Source organism: Mycolicibacterium chitae, assembly GCF_900637205.1.
GTDB classification, from domain to species: domain Bacteria; phylum Actinomycetota; class Actinomycetes; order Mycobacteriales; family Mycobacteriaceae; genus Mycobacterium; species Mycobacterium chitae.
Genome location: NZ_LR134355.1, coordinates 1,654,442 through 1,670,861 on the forward strand (window position 1 = coordinate 1,654,442; position 16,420 = coordinate 1,670,861).

The 16,420-nt window shown below is 70.3% G+C and carries 13 protein-coding genes and 1 pseudogene; 11 read left to right on the plus strand and 3 right to left on the minus strand.

The window, feature by feature from the left end:
- The first annotated feature begins 8 nt into the window (after positions 1-8).
- The 6 genes from ndk to proB all read left to right on the plus strand — a co-directional run bounded on the left by ndk (position 9) and on the right by proB (position 7,240).
- Entirely contained in the window at positions 9-419 is a 411-nt protein-coding gene (ndk, locus tag EL338_RS07960) for a nucleoside-diphosphate kinase (protein WP_126333231.1), read from the plus strand.
- Between the two features lie 314 nt (positions 420-733).
- Positions 734-3,823 carry a ribonuclease E gene (gene rne, locus EL338_RS07965; RefSeq protein ID WP_435404895.1) on the plus strand — a complete coding sequence of 1,030 codons (3,090 nt, stop codon included), beginning with the start codon at positions 734-736 and terminating at the stop codon, positions 3,821-3,823.
- A gap of 187 nt (positions 3,824-4,010) precedes the next feature.
- Complete coding sequence (gene rplU, locus EL338_RS07970; protein WP_126333232.1) at positions 4,011-4,322, plus strand: 50S ribosomal protein L21; 312 nt, start codon at positions 4,011-4,013, stop codon at positions 4,320-4,322.
- Between the two features lie 16 nt (positions 4,323-4,338).
- Positions 4,339-4,596 carry a 50S ribosomal protein L27 gene (gene rpmA / locus EL338_RS07975; protein WP_126333234.1) on the plus strand — a complete coding sequence of 86 codons (258 nt, stop codon included), beginning with the start codon at positions 4,339-4,341 and terminating at the stop codon, positions 4,594-4,596.
- An 86-nt stretch (positions 4,597-4,682) separates the two neighbouring features.
- Complete coding sequence (gene obgE, locus EL338_RS07980) at positions 4,683-6,131, plus strand: GTPase ObgE (protein WP_126333236.1); 1,449 nt, start codon at positions 4,683-4,685, stop codon at positions 6,129-6,131.
- The gene (proB, locus tag EL338_RS07985) at positions 6,128-7,240 is read left to right on the plus strand and encodes a glutamate 5-kinase (protein WP_126333238.1); all 1,113 of its coding nucleotides are present in this window, start codon (positions 6,128-6,130) and stop codon (positions 7,238-7,240) included. Before obgE ends, proB begins: the two co-directional genes overlap by 4 nt.
- A gap of 14 nt (positions 7,241-7,254) precedes the next feature.
- Here proB and EL338_RS07990 read toward each other — a convergent pair.
- A pseudogene (locus tag EL338_RS07990) lies at positions 7,255-7,593 on the minus strand (TetR/AcrR family transcriptional regulator); the annotation flags it as partial.
- Here EL338_RS07990 and EL338_RS07995 point away from each other — a divergent pair.
- On the plus strand, positions 7,582-8,823 hold the full coding sequence (locus EL338_RS07995) for a cytochrome P450 (protein WP_126333240.1): 1,242 nt from the start codon (positions 7,582-7,584) through the stop codon (positions 8,821-8,823). The pseudogene EL338_RS07990 and the gene EL338_RS07995 overlap by 12 nt on opposite strands.
- Positions 8,824-8,857: 34 nt before the next feature.
- On the opposite strand, the gene EL338_RS08000 is transcribed toward EL338_RS07995, so the two are convergent.
- Positions 8,858-9,700, minus strand: coding sequence for an NAD-dependent protein deacetylase (locus EL338_RS08000; RefSeq protein ID WP_126333242.1), 843 nt, complete (start codon positions 9,698-9,700; stop codon positions 8,858-8,860).
- A 108-nt stretch (positions 9,701-9,808) separates the two neighbouring features.
- Between EL338_RS08000 and EL338_RS08005 the strand changes: the two genes are divergently transcribed.
- Complete coding sequence (locus EL338_RS08005; protein ID WP_126333244.1) at positions 9,809-11,851, plus strand: NAD(+) synthase; 2,043 nt, start codon at positions 9,809-9,811, stop codon at positions 11,849-11,851.
- Positions 11,852-11,858: 7 nt separating this feature from the next.
- On the opposite strand, the gene EL338_RS08010 is transcribed toward EL338_RS08005, so the two are convergent.
- A complete protein-coding gene (locus EL338_RS08010) occupies positions 11,859-12,725 on the minus strand; it encodes a ribokinase (RefSeq protein ID WP_126333246.1) in 867 nt (288 codons plus the stop codon).
- A 32-nt stretch (positions 12,726-12,757) separates the two neighbouring features.
- On the opposite strand from EL338_RS08010, the gene EL338_RS08015 reads away from it, so the two are divergent.
- The 3 genes from EL338_RS08015 to EL338_RS08025 are packed head-to-tail and all read left to right on the plus strand — an operon-like array spanning position 12,758 to position 16,375.
- Positions 12,758-14,017 (plus strand): glutamate-5-semialdehyde dehydrogenase, encoded by a 1,260-nt coding sequence (locus EL338_RS08015; protein ID WP_126333248.1) that lies wholly within the window; start codon positions 12,758-12,760, stop codon positions 14,015-14,017.
- Between the two features lie 20 nt (positions 14,018-14,037).
- On the plus strand, positions 14,038-14,913 hold the full coding sequence (locus EL338_RS08020; RefSeq protein ID WP_126333250.1) for an AAA family ATPase: 876 nt from the start codon (positions 14,038-14,040) through the stop codon (positions 14,911-14,913).
- Positions 14,914-14,923: 10 nt separating this feature from the next.
- Complete coding sequence (locus EL338_RS08025) at positions 14,924-16,375, plus strand: vWA domain-containing protein (RefSeq protein WP_126333252.1); 1,452 nt, start codon at positions 14,924-14,926, stop codon at positions 16,373-16,375.
- Positions 16,376-16,420 lie beyond the last annotated feature (45 nt).

Here is a 16,420-nt window from a genome sequence, read left to right on the forward strand (position 1 = left end):
TGATCGCCGTGACTGAGCGGACTCTCGTATTGATCAAGCCCGACGGTGTAGAGCGACAGTTGGTGGGGGAGATCATCAGCCGCATCGAACGCAAGGGGCTGTCGATCGCCGCGCTCGAACTGAGGAACGTCAGCGACGAGGTCGCCCGCGCGCACTACGCCGAGCACGACGGCAAGCCGTTCTTCGACTCGCTGCTCGAGTTCATCACCTCCGGCCCGGTCATCGCCGCCATCCTGGAGGGTCCCCGCGCGGTCGCCGCGTTCCGGCAGTTGGCCGGCGGCACCGATCCCGTGGAGAAGGCCACGCCCGGCACGATCCGCGGCGACTTCGGCCTGGAGACCCAGTTCAACCTGGTGCACGGCTCGGATTCGACCGAGTCCGCCGAGCGCGAGATCGCGCTCTGGTTCCCCGAGCGCTGACTCTCCGTCCACGTCGGCAAATTCCCAGCCTGGTCCGGCGGCCTGGCGCGGTGTGGGATACTGACTCCGGGTGAACGTCGTCAAAACCGGCGGCGAACGTCCGGATGAAGACTTTGACGAGCGCGACCACCGCTACCAGCGATGCGGCGCCGACCGTCCCAGCCGTCATTCAACCAGGCACCGAGTGGGCCCCCTGAGAACCTTCAGAGCTGCTCGGGGCGAGACCTACAACCCCGGGAAGCCACCCGGGTGAATAACGGAGGCCCTCGCGCGGCCGCGTCCTCACGACGCGCCCGGGGGCTAAAGGAGAATACGTGGACCACGATGCCCAAATCCATGACGACAGCAACCACGACACCGCGGCCGGCGCCGCGGCTCCCGAACACCCCGACATTCCCGAACGTCTGAGGGTGCATTCGCTGGCCCGGGTGCTCGGCACCACCAGCCGGCGGATACTCGATGCGCTGATCGAATTCGACGGTCGCTCCCGCAGCGCGCACTCCAGCGTGGACCGCGCCGAGGCCGTCCGGGTGCGGGATCTGCTCGCCGCCGCCGACAGCGCCGAGGCCGCTGCGGCCACCGAGGCGGAGGCGGTCACCGAGACCGTTGCGACCACCGAGGCTGTTGCGACCACCGAGGCCGCTGAGCAGGCCCCATCCGCCGAGGCCGTCGAGGTGACGGCGACCGTGGAGGCCGTCGCGACCGAACCGACCCCAGCGACCGAACCGACCCCGGCGCCCGAGGAACCCGAATCGCGGCTGCTGCTCGAAACCCCCGAACCGGCCGCCGAGAGCGCACCGGTCGCTGACTACCTGCCGCTGTTCGTGGCGCCCCAGCCCGTGCAGCCGTGGCGCCCGCAGCCCAGCGAGGATGTCGCCGTCGAGGACACCAAGGGCTCCGACGACGAGGACAGCAGCGACGATCAGACCGACAGCGACGACGGCGACGAGGCGGGCCGGCCCGCCAACCGGCGCCGGCGCCGCGGCCGTCGGGGGCGCGGTCGCGGCCGGGGCGGCGAGAGCGCCGGTGACTCCGACGGCGACGACGATCAGGACGACGACAAGTCCGACGACGACACCGCCAACGGTGCCTCCGGCGACGACTCGGACGATTCGGATTCCGACGAGCAGGGCTCGGACGACGACAGCTCCGATGACGACGAGAGCGGCAGCGGCGAGGGTGCGACCCGGCGGCGGCGCCGTCGGCGGCGGCGCAAGTCCGGCTCCGGCGACGACAACGACAACGGCTCGCCGGATGATCCGCCGAACACCGTCGTGCACGAGCGCGCGCCCCGGAGCAGGGCCAAGAGCGACAACGACGAGATCCAGGGCATCACCGGGTCCACCCGGTTGGAGGCCAAGCGCCAGCGTCGCCGCGACGGTCGCGACGCGGGCCGGCGGCGGCCGCCGATCCTGTCGGAGGCCGAATTCCTGGCGCGCCGCGAGGCCGTCGAGCGCGTCATGGTGGTGCGCGACAAGGTGCGCGCCGAACCGCCGCACGCCGGCGCGCGCTACACGCAGATCGCGGTCCTCGAGGACGGCGTGGTGGTCGAACACTTCGTCACCTCGGCCGGTTCGGCGTCCCTGGTCGGCAACATCTACCTCGGCATCGTGCAGAACGTGCTGCCGTCGATGGAGGCGGCGTTCGTCGACATCGGCCGCGGCCGCAACGGCGTGCTCTACGCCGGCGAGGTGAACTGGGAGGCGGCCGGTCTCGGCGGCGCCAACCGCAAGATCGAACAGGCCCTCAAGCCCGGCGACTACGTGGTGGTCCAGGTCAGCAAGGACCCGGTCGGGCACAAGGGCGCCCGGTTGACCACGCAGGTCTCGTTGGCCGGCCGCTACCTGGTGTACGTGCCCGGCGCGTCCTCGACCGGCATCAGCCGCAAACTCCCCGATACCGAGCGGCAGCGACTCAAGGAGATCCTGCGCGAGGTCGTCCCGCCCGACGCCGGGGTGATCATCCGGACGGCCTCCGAGGGCGTCAAGGAAGAGGGCATCCGCGACGACGTGACGCGGCTGCAGGAACGCTGGACCCAGATCGAGGCGACGGCCGCCGAGACCAAGAAGAAGGCGGCCGGGGCGGCGGTGCCGCTCTACGAGGAGCCCGACGTCCTGGTCAAGGTCATCCGGGACCTGTTCAACGAGGACTTCTCCGGGCTGATCGTGTCCGGCGACAATGCCTGGACCACCATCAACGACTACGTGAATTCGGTTGCGCCGGAACTGCTCCCGAAGCTGAACAAGTACGAGGCGGCCGAGGACGGCCCCGATGTGTTCGCCGTCCACCGGATCGACGAGCAGCTGACCAAGGCGCTGGACCGCAAGGTCTGGCTGCCCTCGGGCGGCACGCTGGTCATCGATCGCACCGAGGCCATGACCGTTGTCGACGTCAACACCGGCAAGTTCACCGGCGCCGGCGGCAACCTCGAGCAGACCGTCACCAAGAACAACCTGGAGGCCGCCGAGGAGATCGTGCGGCAGCTGCGCCTGCGCGACATCGGCGGCATCGTGGTCATCGACTTCATCGACATGGTGCTCGAGTCCAACCGCGACCTGGTGTTGCGCCGCCTGACCGAGGCGCTGGCCCGCGACCGGACCCGCCACCAGGTCTCCGAGGTGACGTCGCTGGGGCTGGTGCAGCTGACCCGCAAGAAGCTCGGCACCGGCCTGATCGAGGCGTTCTCCACGACGTGTACGCACTGCGCCGGCCGCGGGATCGTGTTGCACAACGACCCGGTCGACGCCGCACCGCCCGCGGCCCGCAGCAGCGGCTCCAGCGGTGGCAGCCGCCGCAGCCGCCGCGGGAAGAAGGGCCGCACCGAGGAAGCCGCGCCGGTGGTGGCCAAGGTGCCCACGCACCCGGCCGGCGAGCATCCGATGTTCAAGGCGATGGCCGAGGCCAACGGCAAGGACGAGGACGAGGAGTCGACCGAGGACACCGACGAGACCTCGGCCGCGCAGGCGACGCCCGAGGGGGCGGCCGACGACGTCGCCGGCAAGGACGAGGAGACCCGCGAGGTCGAGGACGACACCGAGGACGACACCGAGGACGACACCGAGGACGACACCGAGGACTCCGCGGGCGACACCGATGACTCCGACGACGATGACTCCGAAGACGACGACTCGGATGACGACTCGGACGACGAGGATGACGACGAGGACGAGATCGACCTCGACGATGACGACGAGGACGCCGACGAGGAGGACTTCGATCCGATCGACCTCGACGACTCCGACGACGATGACTCGGAAGACGAGGACGACGACTCGGACGACGACGAGGACGATGATGAGGACGACGAGGACGAGGACGATGATGAGGACGCCCCGCCTCCGGTTTCGGTCGGTCGGCACCGGCGGCGCCGCTCGGCGGCCCGGCCCGCCGGCCCGCCGGCCTGACGACTGGGCGGTTTGACCCTCTACCCGCTGGTCACGTAACCTTGAGCAGTTGTCTGCAGGCCCCGTGGGCCCGCAGCGGCGGACGGCGGCGGTGAAAGCCGCGGCTCCGCACCCCGACCCGCGCTCGCAGCCTCCGGGTGGCGCGCGCCCGCTAGACCCAGACGAACGTAAAGGAACAGGGCAAACGATGGCGACATATGCAATCGTCAAGACCGGTGGCAAGCAGTACAAGGTTGCCGCCGGCGACGTGCTCAAGGTCGAGAAGCTCGAGGTCGAGCCCGGCGCCACGGTCGAGCTGCCCGTTGCCCTGGTGGTCGATGGCGCCAAGGTCACCAGCGACGCCAAGGATCTGGCCAAGGTCGCCGTCACCGGTGAGGTGCTCGAGCACATCAAGGGCAAGAAGATCCGCATCCACAAGTTCAAGAACAAGACCGGCTATCACAAGCGGCAGGGCCACCGTCAGCCTCTGACGGTGCTCAAGGTCACCGGCATCAAGTAACGACGGAGCGAACGACATGGCACACAAAAAGGGCGCTTCCAGCTCACGTAACGGTCGCGATTCGAACGCCCAGCGGCTCGGCGTGAAGCGGTTCGGCGGGCAGGTCGTCAAGGCCGGCGAGATCCTGGTCCGTCAGCGCGGCACGCACTTCCATCCCGGCGTCAACGTCGGCCGTGGCGGCGACGACACGCTGTTCGCGCTCTCGGCCGGTTCGGTCGAGTTCGGCAGCAAGCGGGGTCGCAAGACCGTCAACATCGTCCCGGCGGACGCGTAACCACCCGAGGACTTCCCCGCGATGTGAAGCTGCTGCGAGTTCTCGTCTCCTCGCGCTAGCTTCACATTCGACGAAAGGTTGTCCCCATGCCCCGGTTTGTCGACCGCGTGGTGATTCACGCGCGGGCAGGTTCCGGCGGTAATGGTTGCGCCTCGGTGCACCGCGAGAAGTTCAAGCCCCTCGGCGGGCCCGACGGCGGCAACGGCGGTCGCGGCGGCAGCATCGTGCTGGTCGTCGATCCGCAGGTGCACACGCTGCTCGACTTTCATTTCCACCCGCACGTGGTGGCGCCCTCGGGCAAGCAGGGCGCCGGCAGCAACCGCGACGGCGCCGCCGGTACCGATCTCGAGGTCAAGGTGCCCGACGGCACCGTCGTCCTCGACGAACAGGGGAACCTGCTGGCCGATCTGGTCGGCGCCGGGACCCGGTTCGAGGCGGCCGCCGGCGGTCGCGGCGGGCTGGGCAACGCGGCGCTGGCTTCCCGTGCGCGCAAGGCCCCGGGCTTCGCCCTGCTCGGTGAGAAGGGCGACGAGCGCGACCTGACCCTGGAACTGAAGACCGTGGCCGACGTCGGCCTGGTCGGGTTCCCGTCGGCCGGCAAGTCATCGCTGGTCTCCACCATCTCCGCCGCCAAACCCAAGGTGGCCGACTATCCGTTCACCACCCTGGTGCCCAACCTGGGTGTGGTGTCGGCGGGGGAGAACACCTTCACCGTTGCCGACGTGCCCGGCCTGATCCCGGGCGCCTCGGAGGGGCGCGGCCTCGGGTTGGACTTCCTGCGCCACCTCGAGCGGTGCGCGGTGCTGGTGCACGTCGTCGACTGCGCCACCTTGGAACCCGGGCGCGACCCGATCTCCGACATCGACGCGCTCGAGGCCGAACTCGCGGCGTATCAGCCGTCCCTGCAGAGCGATTCGGCGCTGGGTGACCTGGCCGAGCGGCCGCGCGCGGTGGTGCTCAACAAGATCGACATTCCCGACGCCAAGGAGTTGGCCGAGCTCGTCCGCCCCGATCTCGAGGAGCGCGGCTGGCCGATCTTCGAGATCTCGACGGTGAGCCGAGAAGGATTGCGGCCGTTGATCTTCGGGCTGTGGGATATGGTCGCGGCCTATCGCGCCGCGCAGCCGGTGCTGGAACCGCGCCGGCCGGTGATCCGGCCGGTCCCGGTCAACGAGACCAGCTTCTCGGTCGAACCCGACGGGCAGGGCGGCTTCCTGGTGCGCGGCGCCCGGCCTGAGCGGTGGATCGCCCAGACCAACTTCGACAACGACGAGGCCGTGGGCTATCTGGCGGACCGGCTGGCGCGCCTCGGGGTGGAGGACCAGTTGCTGAAGCTCGGCGCCGAGCCGGGCGCCGAGGTGACCATCGGCGACATGACCTTCGACTGGGAACCGCAGACCGCGGCCGGGGTCGACGTCACGCCGACCGGCCGGGGCACCGATGCCCGCCTCGAACGCTCCGACCGGGTGGGCGCGGCCGAGCGCAAGGCCGCCCGCCGCGAGCGCCGGCTGTCCGACGACGACATGGACCGATGAGCCGGCACCGCGAGGCGATCCGGACCGCGCGTTCGGTTGTCGTCAAGATCGGTACGACGGCGCTGACCACGCCCACCGGCGAGTTCGACCCGTCCCGGCTGCAGTACCTGGCCGACTCGATCGAGGCCCGGATGCGCGCCGGCTCCGATGTTGTGATCGTGTCGTCAGGGGCGATCGCCGCGGGCCTCGAACCGCTCGGATTGTCCCGGCGCCCAGCCGATCTGGCGACCAAGCAGGCCGCGGCCAGCGTCGGTCAGGTGGCGCTGGTGAACTCGTGGAACGCGGCGTTCGGGCACTACGGCCGCACCGTCGGTCAGGTGCTGTTGACCGCGCACGACATCTCGATGCGCGTGCAGCACACCAACGCCCAGCGAACCCTGGACCGGCTGCGGTCGCTGCACGCGGTGGCCATCGTCAACGAGAACGACACCGTGGCCACCAATGAGATCCGGTTCGGCGACAACGACCGGCTCTCGGCGCTGGTGGCGCACCTGGTCGGCGCCGATGCGCTGATCCTGCTCAGCGACGTCGACGGTCTCTACGACGGGGACCCGCGCAAGGCCACCGCGGACGAGCCCGCGCGGTTCATCCCGGAGGTCGCCGGCCCCGACGACCTGGCGGATGTGACGGCCGGGCAGGGGTCGAGCCTGGGCACCGGGGGCATGGTGTCCAAGCTGTCGTCGGCCCTGCTGGCCGCCGACGCCGGCGTTCCGGTGCTGCTCGCGGCGGCCGCCGAGGCCAAGGCCGCGCTCTCGGACGCCTCGGTGGGCACGGTGTTCGCCCCGCGCGGCACCCGGATGTCGTCCCGCCGGTTCTGGGTGCGCTACGCCGCGGAGACCACCGGCGTGCTCACCCTCGACGAGGGCGCGGTGCGCGCGGTGGTGCAGCAGCGGCGTTCGCTGCTGCCGGCGGGGATCACCGCCGTCGCGGGCCGGTTCCTGGGCGGCGACGTCGTGGAACTGCACGCCCCGGACGCGACGGTGATCGGCCGCGGCGTGGTGGCCTATGACGCCACGGAACTGAGCACCATGCTGGGCCGCTCCACCGCGGATCTGCCCGCCGAGATGCGTCGGCCCGCCGTGCACGCCGACGACCTGGTCCCCGGCTAGCGATTTCGGTGCGCTCAGTCGCGCTCGCCGCAACCCAGCGCACCGAAATCACCGGTGAAATACAGCGTGCTCCAGACGATCTCGGTGAGTACGTCGGCCAGCTCGGCGTCGTAGGAGCCCGGCCGGTTGGGCAGATTCTGCTGGCAGGTCCGCTCCACCATCCAGGTCAGCGTGTCGGCGGTGGTGGCCGCCGGTAGCTGCGCGCGGATGCTGCCGTCGGCCTGACCGTCGGTGATCACCCGGGTCAGGCCGGTGCTCACCCCGCTCAGCAGTTCGCGGTAGGTGTCGCCGACGGCGGCGTCGTAGGGCGCGAGTTCGTTGAGCGCCACCAGCACCGGCTGATGTTGCCGGTAGACGACCCCATCGATCTGTCCTCGCGCGCGTTCTGGTCGACCACCGCCGTCGACCGCGAGCGCTCGTTCGCCGAACTGCGCGCCGAGCGCCCGGTGAGCTGGCATCCGCCGGTCGAGGATTCCCTGATGCCCGATCCCGAGGACAAGGGCTTCTGGGCGGTCACCCGCCACGCCGACATCGTCGAGGTCAGCCGCAACAGCGAGGTGTTCCTGTCGGGCCACGGCGTGCTCTTCGAGAACGTTCCGCAGGAACTGCTGGAGGCCTCGCAGTCCTTCCTGGCCATGGACCCGCCCCGGCACACCCTGATCCGCAAGGTGGTCCACTCCGCGTTCACCCCGCGTCAGGTGCGCCGCATCGAGGACTCGATCAAGGCCAGTGCCAAGGACATCGTCAGCGAACTGCGCGAGGCCGGTAGCGGCGCGGACTTCGTCAAGTACTGCTCGAAGGAACTGCCGTTGCGCACGCTGGCGGACATGGTCGGCATCCCCGAATCCGAACGCGTGCAGGTGGCCGACGCCGCCGACGCGCTGGTGTCCTGGGGCGACGAGGAATACCTGGCCGGCCGCAACCCGCTCGAGGTGCTCGTCAGCAACCAGATGTACCTGCACCAGGTCGCGCTGGCGCTGGCCGCCGAGCGTCGGGAGAACCCGGGTGACGACCTGTTCAGCGCGCTGGTGCAGGCCGAGGTGGAGGGCGCGCGGCTGACCGACCCCGAGATCGCGGCGTTCTTCGTGCTGCTGGCGGTGGCCGGCAACGACACCACCCGGCAGACCACCAGCCACGGCATGAAGGCGCTGTGCGACTTCGGCGATCAGCGGGAGTACCTGGCCGCCGACTTCGACGGGCGCATCGGCCTGGCGGTCGAGGAGTTCGTCCGGTTCGCCAGCCCGGTGATGACCTTCCGGCGCACCGCGGCCACCGACTACGAGTTGCACGGGCAGCAGATCAAGGCCGGCGAGAAGGTCGTGATGTTCTATCCGTCGGGCAACTGGGACTCCGAGGTGTTCGACCGGCCCGACCTGCTCAACCTCGCCCGCGACCCCAACCCGCACGTGGGCTTCGGCGGCGGCGGCCGGCACTTCTGCCTGGGCGCGCACGTGGCCCGCGCGCAACTGCGGGCGATCTTCGGCGAGCTGCTGCACCAGCTGCCGGATCTCCGGGTGGGGGAGCCGTCCTACGTGGCCGGCAACTTCATCCACGCGGTCCGCAGCATGCCCGCCTACTGGTGATTTCGGCGTGATCGTCCACGGTGAGCGTGCGTGATCACGCCGAACTCACCGGGGTGAGCTCGCCCGCCAGCAGCGCCAGGATCTCTGAGCAGCCGGCGTCCAACTTGACCGTCGCCAGCTCGTCGCCGCGGGTGGGGCCGCGGTTGACGATCGCCACGGCCATCCCGCGGGCAACAGCGTGCCGGACGAATCGGTAGCCGGAGAACACCGTCAGCGACGACCCGGCCACCAGCAGGGCGTCGGCGTCCTCCACCAGTGAGTAGGCCTGCTGCACAACTTCTTTGGCGACGTTCTCGCCGAAGTAGACGATGTCGGGTTTGAGGATGCCGCCGCACTGCGGGCAGTCCAGGTAGCGGAACGCCGCGATCGACGCCGCATCGGACACCAAGGCGTCGGCGTCGGGGGCCACCCCGATGCCGCCGACGGGTTCGGCGCGCTCGGTGAACCCCGGATTGCGGGCGTGCAGTTCCTCGGCGAGCGCGGCCCGGCTCATCGTCGCGCCGCAGTCCAGGCAGATCACCCGCGCGTAGGTGCCGTGCAGGTTGATCACCGTGCGGCTGCCCGCCTTGGTGTGCAGCAGGTCGACGTTCTGGGTGATCACCCCGGCGACGACGCCGGCATCCTCGAGTGCGGCCAGCGCGCGGTGCCCGGCGTTGGGTTCGCAGGCGTCCATATGCCGCCAGCCGATGTGGTTGCGCGCCCAGTAGCGCTGCCGGAACTGCGGACCCGACAGGAACTGGGTGATGGTCATGGGGTTGCTCGGCGGCGAATCCGGGCCGCGGTAGTCCGGGATCCCCGAGTCGGTGGACAGCCCGGCGCCGGTGAGCACGGCGAGGCGTCGGCCGCTCAGCACCCCGACAAGCTCCGCCACGTCCACGCCATCGAGACTAAAGGGTGAGGGTTACGGGTACGAGAAGCTCGAATCGCACGTTTCGTTGGTGCCCCGTCACCAGATCTTGATGTCGAGCAGGAAGAATGGCCGCCGATGGACTTCTACAGCGTCTACCAGCACGGTTTCGTCCGCGTGGCCGCCTGCACGCTGACCACGACCCTGGCCGACCCCGGCGCCAACGCCGAGGCGGTGCTGAGCACCGCCCGCGAATGCCACGGCGAGGGGGTGGCGCTGGCGGTCTTCCCCGAGCTGACCCTGACGGGGTACTCGATCGAGGACATCCTGCTGCAGGACACCCTGCTCGACGCGGTGGAACGAGCCGTGGTCGACCTTGCCGAGGCCTCGGCCGAGCTGGTGCCGGTGCTGGTGGTCGGGGCCCCGCTGCGGTTCGGCAACCGGGTCTACAACACCGCGGTGGTGCTGCATCGCGGCACGGTCCTGGGTGTCGTGCCCAAGTCCTACGTGCCGAACTACCGCGAGTTCTACGAACGACGGCAGCTCGCCCCCGGCGACGATGAGCGCGGGCTCATCTCCTTCGGCGGGCTCGAGGCGCCGTTCGGCGCCGACCTGCTGTTCGCCGCCGTCGACCATCCGGATTTCGTGTTGCACGTCGAGATCTGCGAGGACATGTGGGTGCCGGTGCCGCCGAGCGCCCCCGCGGCGCTGGCGGGGGCGACGGTGCTGGCGAACCTGTCGGGCAGCCCCATCACGGTGGGCCGCGCCGAGGACCGCAAGCTGATGGCGCGCTCGGCGTCCTCGCGCTGCCTGGCCGCCTACGTCTACGCCGCGGCCGGTCAGGGCGAATCGACCACCGACCTGGCCTGGGACGGCCAGACCATGATCTACGAGAACGGCGTGCTGCTGGCCGAATCCGAGCGGTTCCCCAAGGGCCCGCTGCGCAGCGTCGCCGACGTCGACGTGTCGCTGTTGCGCGCCGAGCGGCTGCGGATGGGCACCTTCGACGACAACCGCCGCACCTTCGGCATCGACCAGACCAGCACGCGCCGAATCGAATTCACCCTCGACCCGCCCGACGGCGACATCGGGCTGCGGCGCCGGGTGGAACGCTTCCCGTTCGTGCCGTCGGATCCCTCGCGGCTGCAGCAGGATTGCTACGAGGCCTACAGCATCCAGGTCGCCGGGCTCGAGCAGCGGCTGCGGGCGCTGAACTATCCGAAGGTGGTGCTCGGCGTCTCCGGCGGGCTGGATTCGACCCACGCGCTGATCGTCGCGGCAAGGGCCATGGACCGAGAAGGCCGCCCGCGCAGCGACATCCTGGCGTTCACCATGCCCGGCTTCGCCACCGGCGACCGGACCAAGGGCAACGCGATCGCGCTGTCGGAGGCGCTCGGCGTCACCTTCGCCGAGATCGACATCCGCGACACCGCCAAGCTGATGCTCACCGAGATGGACCACCCGTTTGGCCGCGGCAAGGAGGTCTACGACGTCACGTTCGAGAACGTGCAGGCGGGCCTGCGCACCGACTACCTGTTCCGGCTGGCCAACCAGCGCGGCGGCATCGTGCTGGGCACCGGTGATCTGTCCGAGCTGGCGCTGGGCTGGTCCACCTACGGGGTGGGCGATCAGATGTCGCACTACAACGTCAACGGTGGGGTGCCGAAAACCCTGATCCAGCACCTCATCCGGTGGGTCATCTCCAGCGGGCAGTTCGACGACGACGTCGACGCCGTATTGCAATCGGTACTCGACACCGAGATCAGCCCCGAACTGGTGCCCACCGGCGAGGACGAGGAGATCCAGAGCAGCGAGGACAAGATCGGTCCGTATGTGCTGCAGGACTTCTCGCTGTTCCAGGTGCTGCGCTACGGGTTCGGGCCGGCCAAGGTGGCGTTTTTGGCCTGGCACGCCTGGCACGACGCCGAGCAGGGACACTGGCCGATGGGGTATCCGCTGGACAAGCGGCCGGCCTACTCGCTGGCCGACATTCGGCACTGGCTGCAGGTGTTCGCGCAGCGGTTCTACTCGTTCAGCCAGTTCAAGCGCTCCGCGCTGCCCAACGGCCCCAAGGTCTCCGCGGGCGGTGCGTTGTCCCCGCGCGGGGACTGGCGCGCACCGTCGGACATGTCGGCGCGGATCTGGCTCGACGCCATCGAACGTGAGGTGCCCGAGCGCTGAGCGCGGCTCAGCCGGATCCGAGCGCCAGCACGTCCTCGATCGCCTCGTCGGTGGGTGCGCAGTCGCCGGCGCCCTCGGTCAGCGTCGCCAGCGCGCCCGCGGCGCACGCGCGGCGCAGCGCCCGGAGCGGATCCGCGGCCCAGCCCGCCGCGAGCACCCCGGCGAACACATCGCCGGCGCCGCTGGTGTCGAGCGCCTCCACGGCCGGCGATTCCACCGTCACCTCCCCGTCGGGCCCGGTGTAGCGGGCCCCGTCGGCACCCCGGGTCACCACCAGATGCGGCACCGGCCACTGCCACTGCGCGGCCTCGGACTCGTTGACCACCACCACGTCGACCGCGGCGGCCAGCTCCGCCAAGGCCGCCGGGTCCGCACCCGGCGGGGAGGCGTTGAGCATCACCGTCGCCCCCGTGGAGCGGGCTTGGCGGGCCGCGGCCAACGCCGTCGGCAACGGAATCTCGAGCTGCACCAGCAGCACGTCGCAGTCGCCGACGAGGTCGCGCACGCGCTGCGAGTCCAGCGTCAGGTGGGCGTTGGCGCCGGGGGAGACCACGATGAGGTTCTCGGCGCTGTTCTCCTCGACCAGGATCACCGCGGCGCCGCTGGGCACCGGCAGCGTGGCGACGCCGTCGAGGCCGACACCGTTGGCGTCCAGATGCGCGCGCAGCTGCTGCGCGGCGGCGTCCTCGCCGAGCGCGGCGACCAACTGCACCTGCGCCCCGGCCCGGGCCGCGGCCACCGCCTGGTTGCCGCCCTTTCCGCCCGGGCCCAGCGTCGTCGAGGACGCCAGGATGGTTTCGCCCGGTTTGGGCAGCGCGGCCACGCCGTAGACCGCGTCGAGGTTCACACTGCCGACCACCGTCACCCGAGCCACCCGGCCAGGCTAACCCGCGATACGCTGGGACGATGAATCTGCAAGCAGCCACGCTTTCGGATGCCCAGGCCGACCTGCGCGCACAGGTCCACGACGCCGCGCGCCGCGCCCGGGCCGCCTCGCGCGCCGTGGCCGCGCTGACCACCGCCGTCAAGGATCAGGCCCTGCACGCCGCGGCCGACGCCGTGCTGGCCGCCGTCGACGACATCCTCGCGGCCAACGGCGAGGACCTGACCGCCGCCCGCGCCGCGGGCACCCCCGAGGCCATGCTCGACCGGTTGGCGCTCAACCCGCAGCGCGTCGAGGGCATCGCCGCCGGCCTGCGCCAGGTGGCGGGCCTGCCGGACCCGGTCGGCGAGGTGCTGCGCGGCCGGACCCTGCCCAACGGGCTGCAGCTGCGCCAGCAACGCGTGCCGCTCGGGGTGGTCGGCATCGTCTACGAGGGCCGGCCCAACGTCACCGTCGACGCCTTCGGCCTGACGCTGAAGTCCGGCAACGCCGTGCTGCTGCGCGGCAGCTCCTCGGCGGCCCGTTCCAACGCGGCGCTGGTGGCGGTGCTGCGCGACGCGCTGACGGCCGAGGGCCTGCCGGCCGACGCGGTGCAGCTGCTGCCGAGCGCCGACCGCGCGAGCGTCACCCACCTGATCCAGGCCCGCGGGCTGGTCGACGTGGTGATCCCGCGCGGCGGCGCGGGCCTGATCGACGCCGTCGTGCGCGACGCCACGGTGCCCACCATCGAGACCGGTGTCGGCAACTGCCACGTCTACATCGACGCCGCCGCCGACCTCGAGGTCGCCGAGCGCATCCTGTTGAACTCCAAGACCCGTCGTCCCAGCGTCTGCAACGCCGCGGAGACGCTGCTGGTCGACCGGGCGCTTGCCGAGACCGCGCTGCCGCGGCTGACCGCCGCGCTGTCCGAGGCCGGCGTCGCCGTGCACAGCGAGCCCAGCGAGGACCAGCTGCGCGCCGAGTTCCTGTCGATGGACCTGGCCGTGGCCCTGGTGGACGGCGTCGACGGCGCGATCGCCCACATCAACGAGTACGGCACCGGCCACACCGAGGCCATCGTCACCACGGATCTGGCCGCGGCCCAACGCTTCACCGAACAGGTGGACGCCGCCGCGGTGATGGTCAACGCGGCCACCTCGTTCACCGACGGCGAGCAGTTCGGGTTCGGCGCCGAGATCGGTATCTCGACCCAGAAACTGCATGCCCGCGGCCCCATGGGATTGTCGGAACTGACCTCGAGCAAATGGATTGTTTGGGGCGACGGTCACATCCGGCCCGCCTGATGAGTAACGAGGAGCTTCCTTTGGACACCCCAGCTCGGCCCGCGCCGCTGTTCACCGACATCGACGACGTGACCCGTCGGCTCACCGAGACCGGCTACCTGCCCGACACCGCCACCGCCACCGCGGTCTTTTTGGCCGACCAGCTGGGCAAGCCGCTGCTGGTGGAGGGCCCGGCCGGGGTCGGAAAGACCGAGCTGGCCCGCGCGGTGGCCCAGTGCACCGGGGCCGGGCTGGTGCGGCTGCAGTGCTACGAGGGGGTCGACGAGGCCCGCGCGCTCTACGAGTGGAACCACGCCAAGCAGATCCTGCGCATTCAGTCCGGTTCGGGGGACTGGGACCAGACCAAGATGGACGTGTTCAGCGAGGAATTCCTGCTGCAGCGGCCGCTGCTGACCGCCATCCGCCGCACCGACCCCACCGTGCTGCTGATCGACGAGACCGACAAGGCCGACATCGAGATCGAGGGCCTGCTGCTCGAGGTGCTGTCCGACTTCGCGGTCACCGTCCCCGAACTCGGCACCATCACCGCCGAGCGCAAGCCGTTCGTGCTGCTCACCTCGAACGCCACCCGGGAGCTCTCCGAGGCGCTCAAGCGGCGCTGCCTGTTCCTGCACATCGACTTCCCCGACGCCGACCTCGAGCGCCGGATCCTGCTGTCGCGGGTCCCGGAACTGCCGGAGAAGCTCGCCGAGGAACTGGTACGCATCATCGGCGTGCTGCGCGGCATGCAACTCAAGAAGGTGCCGTCGGTGGCCGAGACCATCGACTGGGGCCGCACCGTGCTGGCCCTGGGCATGGACACCATCGACGACGCGGCCATCGCCGCGACGCTCGGCGTCGTCCTCAAGCATCAGTCCGATCAGACCAAGGCCAGCTCCGAGCTCCGGCTCAACTGAGGCCGCACTGATGGCACCCCGGCGCACCAGCCCCCCACAGCCACTGGCCCCGCACGGGCTGCCGGGCCACCTCGTCGGCTTCGTCGAAGCGCTGCGCGCACAAGGTATCTCGGTCGGGCCGTCGGAAACCGTCGACGCCGGCAAGGTGCTCGCGACGCTCGGCCTCGGGGATCGGGAGGTGCTGCGCGAGGGGTTGGCGTGCGCGGTGCTGCGCCGGTCGGATCACCGCGAGACCTACGACGCGATGTTCGACCTGTGGTGGCCGGCCGCGCTCGGCGACCGCACGGTCCTGGCCGACGACGACGGCGTGCCGGAAGCCGACCAGCCGCCGACGCTGCCGCCCGAGGACGTCGAGGCCATGCGGGCGATGCTGCTGGATCTGCTCTCGCAGAACCAGGATCTGGCCGACATGGATCAGCGCCTGGCCGCCATGATCGCCCAGATCGTCGAGCAGTACGGCAAGTACAACTCCAGCCGGGGCCCGTCGTACTCGAGCTATCAGGCGCTCAAGTCGATGGCCCTGGACGAGTTGGAGGGCAAGCTGCTGGCCGGTCTGCTGGCCCCCTACGGCGAGAGCCCGTCGCCGACCCAGGAAGAGATCGCCAAATCGCTTGCCGCCCAACGGATCGCCCAGATCCGCAAGATGGTCGAGTCCGAGACCAAGCGGCGCACCGCCGAGCAGCTGGGCCGCGACCACGTGCAGATGTACGGCATCCCGCAGCTGGCCGAGAACGTCGAGTTCCTGCGCGCCTCCGGGGAACAGCTCAAGCAGATGCGCAAGACCGTGGCGCCGCTGGCCCGCACGCTGGCCACCCGGCTGGCTGCCAAGCGGCGCCGGCACCGCGCCGGCCAGATCGACCTGCGCAAGACGCTGCGCAAGTCGATGTCCACCGGCGGGGTGCCCATCGACGTCGTGCTGGCCAAGCCGCGCCCGGCGCGCCCTGAACTCGTCGTGCTCTGCGACGTGTCCGGATCGGTCGCCGGCTTCAGCCACTTCACCCTGCTGCTGGTCGACGCGCTGCGTCAGCAGTTCTCCCGGGTGCGGGTCTTCGCGTTCATCGACACCACCGACGAGGTGACCCACCTGTTCGGCCCGGACGCCGACCTGGCGGTGGCCGTGCAGCGGATCACCCGCGAGGCGGAGGTCTACACCCGCGACGGCCACAGCGACTACGGGCACGCGTTCTCGTCGTTCCTGGACAAGTTCCCCAACGTGCTCTCGCCGCGCAGTTCGCTGCTGATCCTCGGCGACGGCCGCAACAACTACCGCAACCCGGAACTGGAACTGCTGGCCCACATGGTCAGCGCCAGCCGGCACGCGCACTGGCTCAACCCCGAACCCCGCCATCTGTGGGGTAGCGGGGACTCGGCGGTCCCGCGCTACGAGGAGATCATCACCATGCACGAATGCCGGTCGGCCAAGCAGTTGGCCTCGGTGATCGACAACCTGCTCCCCGTATAGCGGGATTTCGGCGTGATTTCCCATGCTCACCGTGGAAAATCACGC

Bases quoted from the DNA above. Each gene is read 5' to 3' on its own strand.
- EL338_RS08005 (WP_126333244.1), top strand. From the start codon at position 9,809: ATGGACTTCTACAGCGTCTACCAGCACGGTTTCGTCCGCGTGGCCGCC.
- EL338_RS08015 (WP_126333248.1), top strand. From the start codon at position 12,758: ATGAATCTGCAAGCAGCCACGCTTTCGGATGCCCAGGCCGACCTGCGC.
- proB (WP_126333238.1), top strand. From the start codon at position 6,128: ATGAGCCGGCACCGCGAGGCGATCCGGACCGCGCGTTCGGTTGTCGTC.
- rplU (WP_126333232.1), top strand. From the start codon at position 4,011: ATGGCGACATATGCAATCGTCAAGACCGGTGGCAAGCAGTACAAGGTT.
- rpmA (WP_126333234.1), top strand. From the start codon at position 4,339: ATGGCACACAAAAAGGGCGCTTCCAGCTCACGTAACGGTCGCGATTCG.
- EL338_RS07995 (WP_126333240.1), top strand. From the start codon at position 7,582: ATGTTGCCGGTAGACGACCCCATCGATCTGTCCTCGCGCGCGTTCTGG.
- obgE (WP_126333236.1), top strand. From the start codon at position 4,683: ATGCCCCGGTTTGTCGACCGCGTGGTGATTCACGCGCGGGCAGGTTCC.
- EL338_RS08025 (WP_126333252.1), top strand. From the start codon at position 14,924: ATGGCACCCCGGCGCACCAGCCCCCCACAGCCACTGGCCCCGCACGGG.